General features: G+C 63.9%; 16 protein-coding genes. 6 read left to right on the top strand and 10 right to left on the bottom strand.

The annotated features are described in order from the left end of the window. Positions 1 to 12: 12 nt before the first annotated feature. From J3P91_RS09175 to J3P91_RS09195, 5 genes are read right to left on the bottom strand one after another with little or no spacing between them, the layout of a single operon-like run. Positions 13 to 1035, bottom strand: a complete 1023-nt coding sequence (locus J3P91_RS09175; RefSeq protein ID WP_434603537.1) for a polysaccharide biosynthesis/export family protein — start codon at positions 1033 to 1035, stop codon at positions 13 to 15. 20 nt (positions 1036 to 1055) lie between these two features. After that, positions 1056 to 1700: a CpsD/CapB family tyrosine-protein kinase gene (locus J3P91_RS09180; RefSeq protein ID WP_434569118.1), complete on the bottom strand. Its 645-nt coding sequence runs from the start codon at positions 1698 to 1700 to the stop codon at positions 1056 to 1058. Further along, positions 1701 to 2447, bottom strand: coding sequence for a sugar transferase (locus J3P91_RS09185; protein ID WP_434603539.1), 747 nt, complete (start codon positions 2445 to 2447; stop codon positions 1701 to 1703). Then, positions 2434 to 3516 carry an NAD-dependent epimerase gene (locus J3P91_RS09190; protein WP_434603541.1) on the bottom strand — a complete coding sequence of 361 codons (1083 nt, stop codon included), beginning with the start codon at positions 3514 to 3516 and terminating at the stop codon, positions 2434 to 2436. Before J3P91_RS09190 ends, J3P91_RS09185 begins: the two co-directional genes overlap by 14 nt. Further along, positions 3513 to 4868 carry a UDP-glucose dehydrogenase family protein gene (locus tag J3P91_RS09195; protein ID WP_434603543.1) on the bottom strand — a complete coding sequence of 452 codons (1356 nt, stop codon included), beginning with the start codon at positions 4866 to 4868 and terminating at the stop codon, positions 3513 to 3515. Before J3P91_RS09195 ends, J3P91_RS09190 begins: the two co-directional genes overlap by 4 nt. Before the next feature lie 377 nt (positions 4869 to 5245). Here J3P91_RS09195 and J3P91_RS09200 point away from each other — a divergent pair, with 377 nt between their 5' ends. The 6 genes from J3P91_RS09200 (at position 5246) to J3P91_RS09225 (ending at position 12100) form a co-directional block, all read left to right on the top strand. After that, positions 5246 to 6943 (top strand): sulfatase-like hydrolase/transferase, encoded by a 1698-nt coding sequence (locus J3P91_RS09200; RefSeq protein ID WP_434603545.1) that lies wholly within the window; start codon positions 5246 to 5248, stop codon positions 6941 to 6943. Positions 6944 to 7238: 295 nt separating this feature from the next. Continuing rightward, the gene (locus tag J3P91_RS09205) at positions 7239 to 7907 is read left to right on the top strand and encodes an ABC transporter ATP-binding protein (RefSeq protein WP_434569113.1); all 669 of its coding nucleotides are present in this window, start codon (positions 7239 to 7241) and stop codon (positions 7905 to 7907) included. After that, on the top strand, positions 7904 to 10375 hold the full coding sequence (locus J3P91_RS09210; protein ID WP_434603547.1) for an FtsX-like permease family protein: 2472 nt from the start codon (positions 7904 to 7906) through the stop codon (positions 10373 to 10375). Before J3P91_RS09205 ends, J3P91_RS09210 begins: the two co-directional genes overlap by 4 nt. Next, entirely contained in the window at positions 10365 to 11435 is a 1071-nt protein-coding gene (locus J3P91_RS09215) for a lipocalin-like domain-containing protein (RefSeq protein ID WP_434603549.1), read from the top strand. The genes J3P91_RS09210 and J3P91_RS09215 overlap by 11 nt, the downstream gene beginning before the upstream one ends. 65 nt (positions 11436 to 11500) lie before the next feature. Beyond that, on the top strand, positions 11501 to 11743 hold the full coding sequence (locus J3P91_RS09220; RefSeq protein WP_434603551.1) for a hypothetical protein: 243 nt from the start codon (positions 11501 to 11503) through the stop codon (positions 11741 to 11743). Between the two features lie 186 nt (positions 11744 to 11929). Further along, positions 11930 to 12100 (top strand): hypothetical protein, encoded by a 171-nt coding sequence (locus J3P91_RS09225; protein ID WP_434569109.1) that lies wholly within the window; start codon positions 11930 to 11932, stop codon positions 12098 to 12100. 175 nt (positions 12101 to 12275) lie between these two features. Here the strand turns inward: J3P91_RS09225 and J3P91_RS09230 are convergent, their stop codons facing one another. From J3P91_RS09230 to glcD, 5 genes are all read right to left on the bottom strand, one after another. Next, on the bottom strand, positions 12276 to 12794 hold the full coding sequence (locus J3P91_RS09230) for an Hcp family type VI secretion system effector (protein WP_434569108.1): 519 nt from the start codon (positions 12792 to 12794) through the stop codon (positions 12276 to 12278). A gap of 300 nt (positions 12795 to 13094) precedes the next feature. Further along, positions 13095 to 14471: a 2-oxoadipate dioxygenase/decarboxylase HglS gene (gene hglS, locus J3P91_RS09235; protein ID WP_434603553.1), complete on the bottom strand. Its 1377-nt coding sequence runs from the start codon at positions 14469 to 14471 to the stop codon at positions 13095 to 13097. A gap of 88 nt (positions 14472 to 14559) precedes the next feature. Then, positions 14560 to 15780 (bottom strand): glycolate oxidase subunit GlcF, encoded by a 1221-nt coding sequence (gene glcF, locus J3P91_RS09240; RefSeq protein WP_434603555.1) that lies wholly within the window; start codon positions 15778 to 15780, stop codon positions 14560 to 14562. After that, positions 15781 to 16839 carry a glycolate oxidase subunit GlcE gene (glcE, locus tag J3P91_RS09245; RefSeq protein WP_434603557.1) on the bottom strand — a complete coding sequence of 353 codons (1059 nt, stop codon included), beginning with the start codon at positions 16837 to 16839 and terminating at the stop codon, positions 15781 to 15783. It lies immediately after the preceding gene. Then, positions 16839 to 18338 (bottom strand): glycolate oxidase subunit GlcD, encoded by a 1500-nt coding sequence (glcD, locus tag J3P91_RS09250; protein ID WP_434603559.1) that lies wholly within the window; start codon positions 18336 to 18338, stop codon positions 16839 to 16841. The genes glcE and glcD overlap by 1 nt, the downstream gene beginning before the upstream one ends. Positions 18339 to 18468 lie beyond the last annotated feature (130 nt).

Genomic DNA, 18468 nt, shown 5'->3' on the forward strand with positions numbered 1-18468 from the left:
GTCACCTGAGTTTCAGTTGTCGCTGCCTTTGTTGTCGACGCGGTAGCCGAAGCCGAACCCCACGCCCTGGAACAGCACCACGTCGGCCAATTGGCGGGCCGTTTCGCCGGCTTTGGCCAGCCCGGTCTTGGGCACGAAGAGCATGTCTTCGGGCTGCAGGTAGGCGATTTGCGAGGCGTCGCCGCTCAAGGCTTTTTCGACGTCGTAGTGGCGGGCTTCGACCTGATTGCCGTTGCGGCGCATGATCACCACCGAGTCGAGCCGGGCCTTGACGTTTGCGCCACGGGCCAGGGTCAGGGCTTCCAGTACCGAGATGGGCCGGCGGATCGGATAGGAACCGGGCTGGGCCACTTCACCTAGGACGTAGATTTCATTGCCGGCGGTGGACTTGAGCAGCACATCGACGGTCATGCGTCCGGGCAGATTGGCGTAACGCTCGTTGAGGAAGGTTTCCAGCTGGGTGACGGTCATGCCCTGCAACGGTACGGCGCCGATTTCCGGAAAGCTGGCGTAACCGTCCCGGCCCACGGTGATTTCCCGGCTCATGCCGGTGCCAGGGTGGGTCAGGGTATTGCGCAGGGTCGTCTCGCCGGCCAGCGGACTGGTCACCAGCACCGTCAACTGGTTGCGATTGGGCTGGAACAGCATCTTCTGGTCATAGGCTCGCTGTACCGCCAGGCGGGCCTCGTCGGTGGTCAGGCCGGCGAGTTTCACCGAGGTGTTGGCGCCCGGCAGTTCGATGCTGCCGTCGGGCATCACCTGTTGCGTGCCGTTGAGCTGGCTGGCGGCGGTAAAGTTCAGCGCTACCTGGTCGCCCGGCTGTACACGATAAGCCTGGGAGGCGGTGGTGCTGATATGAAAAATCACATCCAGCACGTCCTGGGGCCGCAGGGTCTGTTCGACTTTGGGCATGTCGGTGGCCTGGGCGTTGGCCGGCGCGGCCGTGAGGATCTGCACCGGCATCGAGCGGGTATCGGTGGTGCTGGAGCAACCGGCAAGCGGCAGCAACAGCAGGACAAGCATTCTGGCGTTCATCTCGTCATCCTTTTGCAGGCTTACAGGTTGTTGTAGAGCCACTTGGGCATGTAGTACTTGCGGCGATTGAAGACGCTGCCGACCACCTTCGCGCCGGCCTGGGCCAAGCGTTGTCGGGCGGCCTGGGCGACTTCCCAGCGGGTGTCCTCGCCGCGCACCACCAGCACCACGCCGTCCACCTGAGTGCCCATGACCAGGGTGTCGGTGGCCGAATACACCGCGTCGGCGTCGATCACCACGAAGCGGTACTGCGCGGCCAGTTGCCTGAACAGCGGGCGCAGTCGCTCGGGGCTCAGGCGCTCGGCGTTATGGCCCAGGCGACCGTTGGGCAGCACGTCGAAGGGCAGGCTGGAAACCTGCACCACGCAGTCCTGCAACAGCGGCGGAGAAAGGCTGTTGAACAGCAGGTCGCTGAAGCCGCGCTCTTTTTGCAGCGACAGCTGCTGACTGAGGTTGCGCGGCGACCGGCTGGCGTCCACCAGCAGCACACGGCCGCTGCTCATCTGCGCCAACTGGGCGGCCAGCGCCATGGCGCTGGTGCTCGTGCCGGTGCCGATATTCGCCGCCGTCAGGAGCAGGATCCGCAAGGAAGGGTCGAGCACGGTCGAGGTCAGGTTGGTCTCGCTCGGGCTTGCTATGGTCAGGATATTCGTTGAACCGTCCATTTAACTCGCTCCGTGGCCGCTGAAGACTTTGAAGGGGGTGATGATCAGGATCTTCAAATCCAGCAAAAGGCTCTGCTCGGCGATATAGCTGAGGTCCAGTTCCACGCGCTGGTCGAAGTCGATATTGCTGCGTCCGGAGATCTGCCAGAGGCCGGTGAGGCCGGGGTAGATGCTCAGGCGCACCAAATGGTTGTCCTTGTAGCGGTAGGCGTTGAACGAGGTCGGCCGCGGGCCCACCAGGCGCATGTCGCCGGTCACGACGTTGATCAGGTTCGGCAGTTCATCGAGGCTGCTGCGGCGCAGGAACCGGCCGATGGGGGTGATGCGCGGATCGTTGTCGATCTTGAAGTCGATGGCGTCGGCGCCGTGCTTGTTGAGGTGGCGCAGCGATTCTTTCAAGGCCTCGGCGTCGGCGACCATGGTGCGGAACTTGTACATGCCGAAAACGCGGCCGCGATAGCCGGTGCGTTTCTGCACGAACAGCACCGGGCCAGGGCTGGAGAACCTCACCAGCAGTGCCAGGCCCAGCAGCAGCGGACTGAGCATCAGCAACAGGGCCAATGCGCCGAGGCAGGCCACCATCCGGTTGGTGCGCGAGACGGTCCAGGGCCGGCCGCCGTCGCGGCCAGTCATCCAGCCACGACCCTGGCGGTGGATAGCCGCGTCCAGGCGCCTGCGGTGCTCGGGGTCGACTCGTTTGTCACGTCCGAGGGTCCGGGTCGGGATGGCTTGCTCATGTCGGGTCATAGACTCCTCCGTTGAGGTTGGGCCGCAAGCGTTCTGTCGCAAGCGGTGCGTGGGCGGTGGGCGGTGCGTAGTAATCGAGGAACCAGTCGATGAAACGGCCGAGGCCTTCATCCAGTTCGATGCAAGGCTGGAAACCGGTGGCCCGGGCCAGGTCGCTGGCATCGGCGCAGGTGTTCAGCACATCGCCCGGTTGCAGGGGCAGCAGCTCGACTCGCGCGCTCCGGCCCAAGTGTTTTTCCAGCAGCGCCACGTAGGCCCGCAGCGTCACCGGATGCTGTCCGCCAATGTTGAAGACGCGCCACGGCGCCAGGCTGGTGGCCGGGTCCGGCTGGTGGCGATTCCAGTCCGGGTTTGCATGAGGTGGGCGCTCGATCAGCCGGGCGATGCTCTCGATGATGTCGTCGATGCAGGTGAAGTCGCGCTCGTGCTCGCCATGGTTGAACAGCTTCAGCACCTGGCCTTCGGCAATGGCCCGGGCGAACTGGATCGGCGACATGTCCGGCCGGCCCCAGGGGCCATAGACGGTAAAGAAACGCAGGCCGGTGCAGGGGATGCCGAACAGATGGCTGTAGCTGTGGGCCATCAGTTCATTGGCCTTTTTGGTGGCCGCGTACAACGACAACGGATGGTCGACGCCGTCCTGTACCGAATACGGCGTGCGCTGGTTGGCGCCGTACACCGAACTGGAAGAGGCGTAGATCAGGTGCCTGACCGGATGGCGGCGGCAGCTCTCCAGAATGTTCAGGAACCCGCTGAGATTACTGTCGACATAAGCCCGCGGGTTTTCCAGCGAATAACGCACGCCGGCCTGGGCTGCCAGATGAATCACCACGTCGGGGCGATGGGACTGGAACAGTTGATCGAGGGCCGATGCGTCGGTCAGGTCGATGCGCGCCAGGTGGAAGTCGCCGGCCTGGTCTTTGACCCAGGCCACGCGGTCGTGCTTGAGTTGCGGGTCGTAGTAGTCGTTGAAGTTGTCCAGCCCGCACACGTCATGGCCATCGCGCAGCAGTCGCAGCACGCAATGGGCGCCGATGAAACCGGCCGCGCCGGTCACCAGGATGTTCACGCTTGTGGCCCCTGAGCGGGCACGGTGTGGCGCAGCCCGATGCCGCGATACAGCAGTCCGGCGGCGGCCAGGTGTTCCGGGTTGTACAGGTTGCGGCCATCGATGATGACCCGCGCGCGCAACTTGCTGGCGAGCAGGTCGAAATCGACCACGCGAAAATTCTTCCACTCGGTGCAGATCACCAGGGCGTCGGCATCTTCCAGCGTGTCGTCGCGGGTAGCGCAAAGGTTCAGGTCCTTGCGATAGCCATAGAGGCGCCGGCATTCGGACATGGCTTCCGGGTCGTAGGCCTGAACGCGGGCGCCTTCGCGCCAGAGTGCCTCCATCAGGTAGCGGCTGGGCGCTTCGCGCATGTCGTCGGTGTTCGGTTTGAATGCCAGGCCCCAGATGGCAATCGACTTGCCGGCCAGGCCGTCGGGGAATTGCAGCGTGAGTTTTTCGAAAAGAATGTGCCGCTGGCTGTCGTTCACATCGGTGACGCTGCGCAGCAGGCGCAGTGGCATGCCGCTTTGTTCGGCGGTGTGCAGCAGGGCGCGCAGGTCCTTGGGAAAGCACGAGCCGCCAAAGCCGCAGCCGGGATAGATGAAGTGGTAGCCGATGCGCGGGTCCGAGCCGATGCCCTTGCGCACGGCCTCGATGTCGGCGCCCAGGTGTTCGGTGAGGTTGGCCAGTTCGTTCATGAAACTGATGCGCGTGGCGAGCATGGCGTTGGCGGCGTACTTGGTCAGTTCCGCGCTGCGGTTGTCCATGAACATCAGTTTTTCGTGGTTACGGCAGAAAGGCGCATAAAGCTCGCTCATCTGGTCGCGGGCCAGGGCGTCGACGGTGCCGACGATGATCCGGTCCGGGCGCATGCAATCGGCCAGTGCGCTGCCTTCCTTGAGGAACTCCGGGTTGGACACCACGCGCACATTCAGTTGTTGCAGGCCGCGACGGGCCAACGCCTGGCGGGCGCATTCGGCGACCTTGTCAGCCGTGCCGACCGGCACGGTCGACTTGATGATCAGGGTGCGGTCGCTGTCCATGAAGTCGGCGATCTGCCGGGTCACGGCCAGGACATGGCTGAGGTCCGCCGAGCCATCTTCATCGGCGGGCGTGCCCACGGCGATGAAGATCAGCTCGCCATGGTTGACCGCATCACTGGCCTGGCAACTGAACGACAGGCGCCCGGCCTTGATGTTGTCTTCGAGCAACCCGGACAGTCCCGGCTCGCTGATGGGCGGTACCGCCTGTTGCAGTTGCCGGATCTTGTTCGGATCGATATCGACACACAGGACGCGATGTCCGACGTCTGCCAGCGCCGCCGCTTGAATCAGCCCAACGTACCCCGTTCCAAATACGCTCACGTCCATTCTTGGCGCGCCTCGCAGACCCGTTGATGTAACTCGGATGAAACTGTTTAGAGGGGTATAGCGCAGCCTCAGAAAAGCGTGTCAGCAAAATGACAGTTGTCACTGTTGGCAAACTCGAAAGAGTAGGGCTTTTTGATATCAAGTCCTTGACCGAATTGGAAAAGTGCCGTTTTTAAAGGGCTTCAAAGGTGTTTAAGTAGCCGATGAACGGTATCCATCCATAGATTTTTATATTTTTAGCGGTTATTAGGTGTCATTTTTGAGCTAACTTTTTTTTGACGCTGTAGCCGTTGATCGACTTTCTTGCGCTTTGCAAACCCGCTGCTAGTGTGCAGAAACCAAGCCGTTTTCAACCTCCTCGTAACGCTGGGAAAAACATGGCGCGATACCTCAAGGAACTGCTACTGCTGCTGTACCTGCTCAGGGCGCATGACTATTATCTCGACCGTCTTTCGGCGCTGGGTTTTGGCTTGGCAACGCTGCTGTTCGGCGCGATGTTCGTTGCGCTGGTGCTGGCTCTGTGGATGACCGCGTACATTCGCCAGGCATTGGTGCGGCATCTGTTTGCCCTGGCGATGTTTGCCTCGGCGGTGTTCTTCGAGGTCTACACGCGCGTAACCGACAGCTACCTGACCTACAGCCAGTTCGTGTCGATGGTCTATTCCGGCGGGTTCATCCAGGAGGCGGCTTATCAGTACCGCGAGGTGATCATCAGTGCGGTTGCGGGGGGCTTGTTGCTGCTGCTGGGGATCGGCCTGAAGCCCCGGCGTCATCTGCCGTTGCCCGGTTACGTCGCGATCACCGCGCCCCTGCTCGGCGTGCTGCTGCTCAGTGGCGTGCTGTTCGTACGGGCAGGCGAGGGCGCGCGCGGTTTGCCGATCATGTACACGCCGCTGGCCTATCTGAATCTCTTCATCTATGAAGCCGTGCACAACACCGTGGGCCCACGGGCGCCAGTCAGTCTCGTGCGGCAAACAGCGGCAATCGGGCACGATATCGTGCTGATCATCGACGAAAGCATTGGCGGGAATTATCTTGATATCAACACGTCGTCCGGCGTCGCCACCGGCCTCAAGACGCCCCCTCCCGGCGTGGAAATCGTCAATTACGGCTACGCCGCCTCGATCGCCAATTGCAGCGCGGATACCAACGTTACCCTGCGCTATGGCGGCACCCGTGGCGACTACATGCGCATCAACAGCACCCAGCCGTCGATCTGGCAGTACGCCCGCAACGCCGGGTTGCGCACCGTCTATATCGACGGCCAGAACACCGGCGGCAAGCGGCAGAACCTGATGACAGAGCGGGAACAGCAGGACATCGACGAATTTGTCCAGTTCGACCAGGTCCGTGTGCGCGACCGTGACATGGCGGCTGCGGCGAAACTGATCGAGCTGATGGGCAACGACCGGGCCGAGCTGGTGGTGGTCAACAAAGTCGGCGCGCATTTCCCGGTCCACGACAAATACCCCGATGCTTTCATGACCTACCGTCCGGCCTTGCCGCGAGGGCAGTTCGAGGAGGTGGCCGACACCGGCCGGCGCGACGGCTTCAGTGGCGAAGCGAATGATTGGGTGCTGTATCGCAATGCTTACCAGAACACCTTGCTGTGGAGCGTCGGAGAATTTTTCCAACGCCTGTTCCGAGAGGGCAATCTCGACAATGCGGTGTTGATCTATACCTCCGATCATGGCCAGGATCTGCACGAGCGCGGCAACCCCGGCCTCAACACCCATTGCGGCGGAGATCCGGTGGAAGAAGAAGGGCTGGTGCCGTTGCTGGTGATCCAGGGAAGCCGGTTGCAGACCCTCGATTGGCGCAGCGCCTGGGCGCAGAACAAGGACCGCTCCAGCCACTACAACATCTTCCCGACGCTGCTGCGGTTGATGGGCTATGAATCGGCCGAGGTCACGGCCCTGTATGGAAAATCCCTCGACCAGCCGACCGAAGACGACTTCACCTTCAACTACCGTTTTAACGCGCGACTGGGGGCCAAGCCGGCGTGGAAGCATATTGACCTGAGCAACATCGTTACGCCGAAACCGGTCCAGGGTGAAATGGCGGTGGGGCACTGAACTGGCGGGTGGGAAACCTGAATCCTCGGGGGCGCTGCATCAGTGGCTTTGGTGGCGACTGGTGCATCGCTATCGCGAGCAAGCTCGCTCCCACATTTGATTTGTGTTGAGTCAGATTCTGGATTCACTGGACTAACCCTGTGGGAGCGAGCTTGCTCGCGATGGCGTCCGGTCAGCTTGCAATTCCCCTTGGCTTGCCGCTATTACAAACAAACCCGCATCACATGTTTTTGGAACTCTGCGCACAGCGCAACCTCCGCTATCCTGATGCCCTTGTCGATCAGCCGAGTTGCCCATGCTTGAGGTCCGAAACGTCTTCAAAAGCTACACCACGCCCCAAGGCCCCCTGGCGGTGCTGCAAGGTATCGACTTGACGCTGCCTCCCGGCAGCAGCCTGGCGCTGATGGGGGAATCCGGCAGCGGCAAGAGCACCTTGCTGCATCTGGTCGCTGGCCTCGACAAGGTTGATCGGGGCAGCATCCACAGCGCGGGGCACCGGCTCGAAGACATGAGCGAAAGCCAGTTGGCGAATTGGCGGCGCACCGAGATCGGCCTGGTGTTCCAGCAGTTCAACCTCATCAGCAGCCTTGCGGTGGAAGACAATCTCGCATTCCAGGCGCGCCTGTGCGGTCGTTTCGACGCTACGTGGCAAGCGCATCTGGTGCAGCGGCTCGGGTTGTCGGAGCTGTTGCGGCGTTATCCCGAGCAGCTTTCCGGTGGTCAACAACAACGGGTAGCCCTGGGCAGGGCGCTGGCTTCACGGCCGCCGTTGTTGCTGGCCGATGAGCCAACCGGCAGCCTCGACGAAGCCACCAGCGACGAGGTGCTGAAACTGCTCCTGGAATTGCTCGATGGCAGCCCGACCAGTCTGTTGATGGTTACCCACAGCCAGCGGGTGGCGGCGCGCCTGGCGCATCGCGTGGTATTGCAAGGCGGGCGCCTGGCGCAAGCGGGCCCGGCGTGATGATCTTTCGCCAGACCCTCAAGGCCCTGCTCAGTCACTGGCGTCGGCACCCAGTGCAATTTTTCAGTGTGTTGACCGGGCTTTGGCTGGCCACCAGCCTGCTCACTGGCGTGCAGGCCTTGAACAGCCAGGCCCGGGACAGCTACGCCCGGGCCAGCCAGCTGATCGGCGGCGAACCCCAGGCCAGCCTCAGCGCTCCCGGCGGGGGCTCGTTCCCACAGCAATGGTTTGTCGACCTGCGGCGTCAGGGTTGGCCCGTATCGCCGGTGTTGCAGGGTCGGCTGACGCTTGCGGGGCATGAAGACCAGCGCCTGCAATTGATGGGCATCGACCCGGTGTCGCTGCCGCCGGGTTCGGCCGTGGCGGGGCAAGCGCGGGAGATTGCCGAGGTGGTGGACTTCTTCACCGGGCCCGGTCGTACCTGGATCGCCCCGCAGACGTTGCGGGCCCTCGGGCTGAAGGTGGGCGACCGGCCCCGCAGCGCCGACGGCCAGGCCTTGCCGCCGCTGCACGTACAGCCGGACATGGCGCCAGGCATGCTGTTGATGGACATCGGTTTCGCCCAGCAGCTCCTGGGATTGCCGGAGCAGGTCTCGCGAATGTTGTTACCGGCCACGTTCACCGCGCCCTTGCCCGAGGCATTCAACGGCCTGTTGCAATTCAAGCGCGCGGACGAGGAGAACAACTTGACGCGCCTGACCGAGAGCTTTCATTTGAACCTCGACGCACTCGGGTTCCTGTCATTCGTGGTGGGACTGTTCATCGTCCACGCCGCCATCGGCCTGGCTCTGGAACAACGGCGCAGCCTGCTGCGAACCTTGCGCGCCTGTGGCGTCAGTGCGCGGGTACTGGTCGCCAGCCTGGCGCTGGAGTTGGGCGCGCTGGCCTTGCTCGGCGGGGTTGCCGGGGTGCTCAGCGGTTACTGGCTGGCGAGCCTGCTATTGCCTGATGTCGCGGCGAGCCTGCGCGGTCTGTACGGCGCCGAAGTGCCCGGGCAATTGCACCTCAGCCTTTGGTGGTGGCTCGGCGGCGTGGGCCTGGGCCTGCTCGGTGCGTTGCTGGCCGGGGGCCAAAGCCTGTTGCGGGCGGCGCGCCTGCCCTTGCTGGCGTTGGCCAATCCCCAGGCCTGGCACCAGGCACACGCGCGGTGGTTGCGGCGCCAGGGCGGGGTGGCACTGATGGCCGCGCTGATCGCGGTGGCGGCGCTGGTCTGGGGCGACAGCCTGGCGAGCGGATTTGTCCTGATGACTGCGTTGTTGCTGGGCGCGGCGCTGGCGCTACCGGTGCTGCTCAACGCTGTGTTGAACCGGTTGTTGCGCGGCAACCGTTCCGTGCTCGGCCAATGGTTCCTCGCCGATTGCCGCCAACAGTTGCCGACGTTGAGCCTGGCGCTGATGGCGTTGTTGCTGGCGCTGGCGGCGAATATCGGCGCTGGCAGCATGACCGCCGGTTTCCGCCAGACCTTCAGCGACTGGCTCGAACAGCGGCTCACCGCCGAGCTGTACATCAACCCACAGACCCCGGCCCAGGCAGGTAAATTGTACGAATGGCTCAAGCAACAACCGAGTATCAGCGCCGTGCTGCCGAACTGGCAGGTATCGGTCCCTCTGCAAGGCTGGCCGACGGATATCTACGGCATCGTCGATCACCCTTCCTATCGCCTGCACTGGCCCTTGCTGGAGTCGGCCGGTGACCAGGCCTGGGACCAACTGGCCGGCGCCGACACGCTGATGCTCAGCGAACAACTGGCCCGGCGCCTGAAAGTGAATGTTGGCGACCGGTTGACCCTGCCGACCCCACAAGGGCCGTGGACGCCGCGGGTTGTCGGGATTTATGCCGATTACGGTAATCCCAAGGGGCATGTGCTGATCAACGCCGATCACCTGCTGGCGCACTGGCCGCAATTGACGCCGAATCGCTTCAACCTGCGCATCGAGCCGGCCGCCATCGGGCCATTGCTGGCGGCGTTGCAAAGCCGGTTCAGCCTGGACGACAGTCACATCGTCGACCAGGCTCGCCTCAAGGGTTGGTCGACCCAGGTATTCGAACGCACCTTTGCCGCCACCGCGGCGCTGAACAGCCTGACCCTGGCGGTCGCCGGGGTGGCGTTGTTCATCAGCCTGCTGACCCAGAGCCAGAGCCGTCTCGGTCAGTTGGCGCCGTTGTGGGCAGTGGGGGTAACGCGTCGGCAACTGATGCTGCTCAACCTCGGCCAGACCTGGCTGCTGGCGCTGCTGACCCTGATGCTGGCCGTGCCGCTGGGCATCGCCCTGGCCTGGTGCCTGGACGCCGTGATCAACGTGCAGGCTTTTGGCTGGCGCCTGCCGTTGCGGGTATTCCCGGTGCAATTGGCGCAGCTGCTGGGCTTGGCAATGTTCGCCACGCTGCTGGCGTCGGCGTGGCCGCTGTACGCGCTGTACCGCACGCAACCGGCGGATCTGCTCAGGACCTTCGCCCATGAAAATTAGAATCGGCCTGATGCTGCTGGCCTTGCTCGGCGGCTGCGACGACTCGTCGGCGCCGGAAAAAGGTTTCGCCGGCCTCGGCAACCAGGCCGTTGCATTTACGCCTGTGGTGCCCGGGCGCGTATTCAGTTTTCCGGCCGATCATGGTGCCCATGACGGGTTTCGGATCGAGTGGTGGTACATCACCGCCAATCTCAAGGACGCCGAAGGCCGGGATTTCGGTGTGCAGTGGACGCTGTTCCGCAGCAGCCAGGATGCCGCGCCCCAGGCCAGCGGCTGGCGTAACCAGACTATCTGGCTCGGCCACGCCGCGGTCACTTCCGCGACCGTCCATCACGCCGCCGAACGTTATGCCCGCGGCGGAGTGGGGCAGGCCGGAGTGCGCACGACCCCGTTCGATGCCTGGATCGACGATTGGCAATTGACCACCCGAAGCGCGGGCACCGATCCCCTGGCGGCGATGCAGCTCAAGGCGCGGGATGCACGTTTCGGCTATGAGCTGCAGCTCACCTCGACACGCCCCTTGGTCCTGCAAGGCGACCAGGGTTTCAGCCAGAAATCCGCGCAGGGCCAGGCGTCGTATTACTACAGCCAACCCTTCTTCCAGGCCAACGGTCAGCTGGAAATCGATGGCCAGCGCTATCAGGTCAGTGGTCCGGCCTGGCTCGACCGTGAATGGAGCAGCCAGCCGCTGACCGAAAACCAGACCGGATGGGACTGGTTTTCCCTGCATCTGGATAATGGCGAACACGTCATGCTCTACCGCATGCGGCACAAGAAGGGCGCGCCGTACCTCACCGGCACCTGGATCGACGCCCAGGGCCAGGCAACGACTCTGGGCGCCAGCGAAATCAGCCTCGAACCGCTGGACACCGCCGAGGTCGCGGGACGCTCGATGCCGGTGCGCTGGTCGATCAGGATTCCCGCCAGGCAGCTCGAAATCACCACTCAGGCGCTGAACCCCGATGCCTGGATGAACCTGCGTATTCCTTATTGGGAAGGGCCGGTGCAACTGAGCGGCAATCGTGGCGGCATCGGCTACCTGGAAATGACCGGCTACTGACAATCACCGGAACTCCCGACATTCGTCGCCTCTCATACTTTATGAATGCCTCGCGGGAGCCCCTCATGAGCGATGACCTCAAACCTCCGTCGCTGACCGACTGGCAGCGGCTGTTCGACGACAAGGCCTACTTCCAGCAGTCGCCCGACGCTCATTTCACCGAGCTGATGCGGCTGGCCGACGACCTGTTTGGCCAGGGAGCCATTGACCTGGACCGCTGGCAGGAGCTGAAGACCAAGGCGGAGGAACTGCACCAGCGCTCGCCGGATGCGAATGTGGCGGAGGAAGTGGCCGATCCTGACGCCTGATTCTTCGAGGGCCGCCTTCGCGAGCAGGCTCGCTCCCACAGAAGCGCGAGCAGGCTCTGCCACAGAAAATGCATTTCAGTGTGGGAGCGAGCCTGCTCGCGAAGAAGACAACCCGGTCCTGGAGGCAGCCCTCGCCGCCCTCCAGCCAAACGCCAGCAGATGGCACAATCATCCAAGGAGTCCACCATGAAGCCCGGTCCCGATCAGACCCAACACAACCCCGACGAGCCGGCTCTGCCCGGCGAAGTGGAGCGAGACAACGACGCGCTACGGCCGAACGACCCGGCCAAGCGAGAACAGCAAGGCAATGCCGAGGCGCAGGAAACCGATGCGCAAAAAACCGCACGGCGCGATTGAATCCCTGGTGGCGAGAAACAAACTCCCTCGCCACGCCAGGTGAATAATTATTTAAGCGGGCCTCACGGACAGACCCGGCAAGCTCCACTATCATTGTTTTCGTTCGCCCAGTGCCAGGCTCTTTACCAGTGCATGGAATGCCGAGGCCGTCACACTGGGCGAACACCTGCATGACTCAGCCGGCTACCGGGGTGCGCCAGTCATCCGAGCCCGAAGTGCCGCTGACTTCGTGAGTCCAGGTGATTTTCCGATAGCTGAAATGAACGTCCTCCAGATGGGTGAAGTGGCTGTTGCCCGGGTCCTGGCAATTAAGCATGTAGTCTTTCATGTCGACAATGATCGCGTCCTCCAGGGTGGTGGTGTAGTAGTGCTCCTGGGTGCCTGCAGCCGATGTGCGGTACCACTGGATTTCGACCTTCGTCAGGCGTTCGCCGCTGGTCAGGGCTGCCAGCAGCAGGGGCGAAGCCTTATCGAAGACTTTGGTGATGACCAGCGGTTTGTGCACGCGCTGGCCGGTTGGCTGGCCCGATTGCGGGTCGCGGGGGATGTTCACCTGATGCTCGAAGCCCTGCACCATGACCTGGTCTTCGTGACCCTCCTGATAGGTATTGCCAACCGAGTCGGCGGTGAACGCACCGGCAGTGATCAGGCCTTGTTTTTCACCGGTGACGGACATGTAAGCGGGGGTAGCCAATGGATGCTCTCCTTCCTGGATAAACTGAGAAGCCCCGGGACGCGAATCGTCCTGAGGCGGTCTGAGCGTTATCAAGAGCCGTGCCATCGGCCAGAAAATACAGCCAGATCAAGGTGTTAACTTATTTTTTGAGCCGACGTCGGGTTGCGCGCCCGGCAAATCACGCAAACGGCTGCACGCTGCGTCGCATTGATCTGCCCACGCCCGAGGCGCCGTGTTGCCGGGAGCAAGGCGCGTAAGTCGAGCGGATGCTGCTGTCGGACTTGCGCAACTTGCTGCTTCTCCTTCCTGCGCTGTTTTTCAGAGCCCCAGCGTGCGCAGACATTCATCGACGGAGCGCTGCTGCGTCTCGGCATACAGCCCCAGTTCATCGATGGTCGGCCGCCCCAGCGCCGTTTCGAAGGCGTGCCGATTGGACTGTCCGGCGTAGTGATTCTGCGCGGCATCGCCCAGGTTCGACTGGAAGATGCCGGCGGCGCTGACCGGAAGGAAATCTTCGTACACCAAGGGTTCGGCGCGCAGGTACTGCTGCTCAAGCAAGTGCTCCAGCGAGCTCGACCGTTCAATCGCGCCCTTGGCGGTCAGCCCCGCTGGCGTCACGAAATAGCGAAAGTACGCCAGCGCTTGTCGGCGTAGCTCGTCGAGGGTGTCAGGGAATTCGGCGAAGTGTTCAGCCATCAGCGCGTTGTAGCGTTCGGCATTGGCTTCGTTGGGAAACGCGCCCAGGGCGTCCCGCGCCGCGTTCAGCAGTTGATCGTAGAGCGCCCGGCCCTTGGGCGTAAGCGCCGCGCCCCGTTGCTCGATTTCACCAAACCGGGCGCTGTGGCTGCCTTGGGATTCTGGTTGGTCGGTAAACGCGACGGGTTCATCGAGCGCCTTGAAACTGGTCTGGCGCAGCAGGATGGGGCACTGGCGACGGGGCGGGCCTTCGATCACGGCCTTGGGCGTGATGCCATGCACCGGCATCTGGGCCTGGACAATGTCGATGTCCAGGGTGCGCGGCGTCAGGTGATTGATATGCGGGCCCTTGAACGCCACCACGTCGGCAATCAGCCGATGCTGGGCGCTCAGTTGACGGTATTGTTCGGCGGTGACGGTGGCGCTGTGGTGCCAGCGAAAGGTTTCCAGCGCTTGCAGCACGAATTCCTCGGCCTGGGGCTCGGTCAGGCCGCCCTGACGTTCGGCCAACTCGACGAGTTCAAGGGCGCCGGAAGTGAAGATCTGCCGTTTGCCCAGCACCGATTCGGCAAAGGCCCGAAGCTCGGCGTTTTCAATCAGTTCCAGGCGCAACAGCGACGTGAACACGCGGAAGGGGCTGACCTGCAGTGCGGCCTCATGCACGGCGCGAAACGCCGTGGAGTGCACCGGCACCCCGGCCGGCGTGAGATCGTAATAGCCCACCGGCTGCATGCCCATGACCGCGAACAGCCGACCCAGCATCGCCAGCTCGGCGGCGGTGCCGACGCGGATCGCGCCATGCCGTTCCAGGTCCAGACGCTGCAGTTCGCCGGTGTTGCGCAGGTGTTCGGCCAGTTGCGGATCGTTGCCCAACACCCGGGCGTTGGTTTGCTCCACCAGGTTCATCAATGCGCCGTACAGCGGTACTTCGTCGCGGTACATGTCGGACATCGCCCTGGAGAAGCGTTGGCGGATCAGGTCGGGGCTGACGAAGCTCATCGTGGGAATTCCTGGCGAGGGCTGTGGGAAAGATGGACAAAAGATCGCAGCCTTCGCCAGTGCCGGCAAACGAAGAATCTTCACGACTTCATTCTGCCAGGGACTGATCCACCAGCTCGATCCAGTGCCGCACGGGCGTGCGACCAGCGCCGTCGAGGTGGCTCTGGCAGCCGACATTGGCGGTGACGATCAGCTCCGGTCGGCCGCTTTCCAGCGCGTTGAGACGGTTGTCCCGCAATTGTCGCGCCAGCGCCGGCTGGGTCAGCGAATAGGTCCCGGCCGAGCCGCAGCACAGGTGGCCGTCGGGCACCTCGGTGAGGTTGAAGCCCAGCCGTGTGAGCAGGGCTTCGACGGCGCCACCGAGTTTCTGCGCGTGTTGCAAGGTGCAGGGGCAATGGACGGCGATGCGTTGATCCCTGGCGGCGCAAATTTCTTCCAGCGGTTCGTTGCCGAGTACCTGCACCAGGTCCAGCGCGTGTTCGCTGACGTGTTTCGCCTTGGCGGCATAAACCGGGTCGTGCTCCAACAGATGTCCGTAGTCCTTGATAAACGCGCCGCAGCCGCTGGCGGTCTGGACGATCGCCTCGGCGCCGTCTTGCAAGTGCGGCCACCAGGCATCGATGTTGCGCCGGGCGCGGTCCAGCCCGGTGGGTTGAGCGTCGAGATGATAATCCAGCGCGCCGCAACAGCCGGCTCCAGCGCTGGCAACGACGCTGATGCCGAGCCGGTCCAGCACCCGGGCGGCGGCCGCATTGGTGTTGGGCGACAGGCCCGGCTGTACGCAACCTTCGAGCATGAGCACGCGGCGCGAGTGCCGCACGGCCGGCCGCGTGCCGGGGGACGCCGCCGACCGTGGCAGCTTGGCCCCCAGGTTCGCCGGCAACAGCGGGCGGAATAGCGTTCCCAGGCGCAGCAGATTCTTGAATCGTTCGGGACTCGTGGCCAGCCCCCGCAAGCCGAGACGCAGGCCGCGTTGGCCGGCGGGGCGGGGTACGGCCGCGTCGACCACGGCCCGGCCGATGTCCAGCAGGTTGTGATAATCGACGCCGGACGGGCAAGTGGTTTCGCAGTTGCGGCACGACAGGCAACGATCCAGGTGCAGTTGGGTGCTGGCGGTTGGCGGCTGGCCTTCGAGCACCTGCTTGATCAGGTAGATGCGTCCGCGCGGGCCGTCCAGTTCATCGCCGAGCAACTGATAAGTGGGGCAGGTGGCGTTGCAGAAGCCGCAATGCACGCAACTGCGCAGGATCCGTTCGGCCTCTTCGGCGCGAGGCAGGCGTTGGCTTTTTTCACTGAACCGGGTCTGCATCTAGAACTCCGCGTACATTCGGCCAGGATTGAACAGGCCCTGGGGATCAAGCTTCGCCTTGAGTTGACGGTGGTAGCGCAGCAGCGCCGGTTCCAACGGTTGGAACGGCGTTGCGGTTGCGCCAGGACGATAGCAGACGGCATGGCCGCCCCATTCCCGCGCCAGGGCCTGGACCGTATCGGCGTCGGTTTTCAGCCAGCGCTGCGCGCCCGCCCAATCGATCAGTTGCGCACCGGGCAAGTCGAGCGGGCCGGTAGCGTTGGGCAGCGACAGGCGCCACAGCGGCAGGTCTTCAGCGAAGAATGGCAGGCGGTGTTCGTTCAGCTCGGTCCAGTATTGATCGTCGATGGCTTCGCCGCCCAGGCGCTGATGGGCCGCGCTGACCGAACCCTCGCCGCCTTCCAGGCGCAGGCGCAGACAATCGTCGTCGTGGCTGGCGGCGCTGATGGGCAAGGGTTGGCGGCCGCATTCGGCGAGTTTTTCCAGGGCTTCGCGACTGTCCATTTCCAGGCGGATGCTCAAGCCGTGGCGGGGCTTGGGCAGCACTTTCAAGGACACTTCGGTGATCACCCCCAGGCAACCGAAACTGCCGGCCAGCAGGCGCGAAAGGTCATAGCCGGCAACGTTTTTCATCACCTCGCCGCCAAAGCGCAACAGGTGGCCGTGGCCGCTGATCATCCGCGTGCCGAGCACATAGTCGCGCACCGAGCCGGCCCACGGACGGCGCGGCCCCGACAATCCGGCGGCGACCATGCCGCCCACCGTGGCGTCTGTGCCGAACGCCGGCGGCTCGCAGGGCAGCCGCTGCCCGGCGGCGTCCAGCGCGGCCAACAGCTCCCGCAGGGGGGTGCCGGCGCGGGCGGTGATGACCAGCTCCGTGGGGTCGTAGTCAACGATCCCGCGATGCGCACGGGTGTCCAGCACCTCGCCGGCCACTTGGCGTCCCAGGAAAGCCTTGCTGTTGGAGCCCTGGATGCGCAGCGGCGTATCGCTCGCGCGGGCGCGGTTGACCTGCTCCAGCAGCAGCTCGCTGGCGTCGCGGTCGACTTGCGCGGTCATCAGAATCGCTCCAGTTCAGGAAACGGCAACTGCCCGCCATGGATATGCATCGCGCCGAATTCAGCGCAGCGGTTCAGGGTCGGTATGTTCTTGCCGGGGTTGAGCAGGCCAAGCGGATCGAATGCGGCTTTCACCGCGTGGAACAGCAGCAGCTCGTCGCTGTTGAACTGCGTGCACATCTGGTTGATTTTCTCCCGGCCGACGCCGTGTTCACCGGTGATGCTGCCGCCCACCTGGACGCACAGTTCGAGGATCTTCCCACCCAGGGTTTCGGCGCGCTCCAGCTCGCCCGGTTGGTTGGCGTCGAACAGGATCAGCGGGTGCATGTTGCCGTCGCCGGCATGGAACACGTTGGCGACCCGCAGGCCGTGTTCGCTGCCCAGGCTGGCGATGCGCTGCAGGACCTCGGGCAATGCCCGCCGGGGGATGGTCCCGTCCATGCAGTAATAGTCCGGCGCCAGGCGGCCTACCGCCGGAAACGCATTCTTGCGTCCGGCCCAGAACCGCAGGCGTTCGGCCTCGTCCCGGGCCAGGCGCACCTTGGTGGCGCCGGCCCGTTGCAGCACTTGGCGGACCCGTTCGCAGTCATCGTGGACATCGGCCTCGACGCCATCGAGCTCGCACAGCAGGATCGCTTCGGCGTCGACCGGATAGCCTGCGTGGATGAAATCCTCGGCGGCGCGGATCGCCAGGTTGTCCATCATTTCCAGGCCGCCGGGGATGATCCCGGCTGCGATGATCTCGGCCACCGCCCGTCCGGCCTTGTCCACCGAATCAAAGCTGGCCAGCAGCACCCTGGCAACCTGGGGGCGAGGCAACAGCTTGACGGTGACTTCGGTGATGATCCCCAGCAGGCCTTCGGAGCCGGTGAACAACGCCAGCAGGTCCAGGCCTGGCGAGTCCAGGGCCTCGCTGCCCAGCACCAGGCGTTCGCCTTCGATGGTGAGGATTTCCAGCTTCAGCAGGTTGTGCACCGTCAGGCCGTATTTCAGGCAATGCACGCCACCGGCGTTCTCCGCGACGTTGCCGCCGATGGAGCAGGCGATCTGCGAGGAAGGGTCCGGCGCGTAGTACAACCCGAACGGAGCCGCCGCCTGGGAAATCGCCAGGTTGCGCACCCCTGGCTGCAAGCGCGCGGTGCGGGCGTCGGGGTCGATGTGCAGGATCTGGTTGAAGCGCGCCATCACCAGCAACACGCCGCTTTGCAGGGGCAGGGCGCCACCGGACAGGCCGGTCCCGGCGCCCCTGGCCACCACCGGTACATTCTGTTCATGGCACAGCGTGAGCAAGGCCTGCACCTGCTCGACCCGCCGCGGCAGCACGACCAGCAATGGCGTGGTCCGGTAGGCAGATAGCCCATCGCATTCGTAGGGCCTGAGGTCTTCGTCGCGGTGCAGGATATCCAGGTCCGGAATGCGTGCCTGCATGGCGTCGAGCAGGGCCTGCTTGTTCACGTTCGGCAGCGGGCCGTCGAGCTGCTCGTCGTAGAGGATGTTCATGGCAGTCAGATACCTCTGAGTCGGCGCGGACCCCCTGTGGGAGCGAGCTTGCTCGCGATGGCGGCGGGTCAGCTTGCATCAATGCTGGATGTGCCTGCGCTATCGCGAGCAAGCTCGCTCCCACAGAGTA

Source organism: Pseudomonas sp. Z4-7 (assembly GCF_051131965.1).
Taxonomy (GTDB): Bacteria; Pseudomonadota; Gammaproteobacteria; order Pseudomonadales; family Pseudomonadaceae; genus Aquipseudomonas.

What these genes read in the sequence shown, in the direction of transcription:
- J3P91_RS09175 (WP_434603537.1), bottom strand. Translation starts at nt 1,035, where the DNA reads ATGAACGCCAGAATGCTTGTCCTGCTGTTGCTGCCGCTTGCCGGTTGC.
- J3P91_RS09180 (WP_434569118.1), bottom strand. Translation starts at nt 1,700, where the DNA reads ATGGACGGTTCAACGAATATCCTGACCATAGCAAGCCCGAGCGAGACC.
- J3P91_RS09185 (WP_434603539.1), bottom strand. Translation starts at nt 2,447, where the DNA reads ATGACCCGACATGAGCAAGCCATCCCGACCCGGACCCTCGGACGTGAC.
- J3P91_RS09195 (WP_434603543.1), bottom strand. Translation starts at nt 4,868, where the DNA reads ATGGACGTGAGCGTATTTGGAACGGGGTACGTTGGGCTGATTCAAGCG.
- J3P91_RS09200 (WP_434603545.1), top strand. Translation starts at nt 5,246, where the DNA reads ATGGCGCGATACCTCAAGGAACTGCTACTGCTGCTGTACCTGCTCAGG.
- J3P91_RS09205 (WP_434569113.1), top strand. Translation starts at nt 7,239, where the DNA reads ATGCTTGAGGTCCGAAACGTCTTCAAAAGCTACACCACGCCCCAAGGC.
- J3P91_RS09215 (WP_434603549.1), top strand. Translation starts at nt 10,365, where the DNA reads ATGAAAATTAGAATCGGCCTGATGCTGCTGGCCTTGCTCGGCGGCTGC.
- J3P91_RS09220 (WP_434603551.1), top strand. Translation starts at nt 11,501, where the DNA reads ATGAGCGATGACCTCAAACCTCCGTCGCTGACCGACTGGCAGCGGCTG.
- J3P91_RS09225 (WP_434569109.1), top strand. Translation starts at nt 11,930, where the DNA reads ATGAAGCCCGGTCCCGATCAGACCCAACACAACCCCGACGAGCCGGCT.
- hglS (WP_434603553.1), bottom strand. Translation starts at nt 14,471, where the DNA reads ATGAGCTTCGTCAGCCCCGACCTGATCCGCCAACGCTTCTCCAGGGCG.
- glcF (WP_434603555.1), bottom strand. Translation starts at nt 15,780, where the DNA reads ATGCAGACCCGGTTCAGTGAAAAAAGCCAACGCCTGCCTCGCGCCGAA.
- glcE (WP_434603557.1), bottom strand. Translation starts at nt 16,839, where the DNA reads ATGACCGCGCAAGTCGACCGCGACGCCAGCGAGCTGCTGCTGGAGCAG.
- glcD (WP_434603559.1), bottom strand. Translation starts at nt 18,338, where the DNA reads ATGAACATCCTCTACGACGAGCAGCTCGACGGCCCGCTGCCGAACGTG.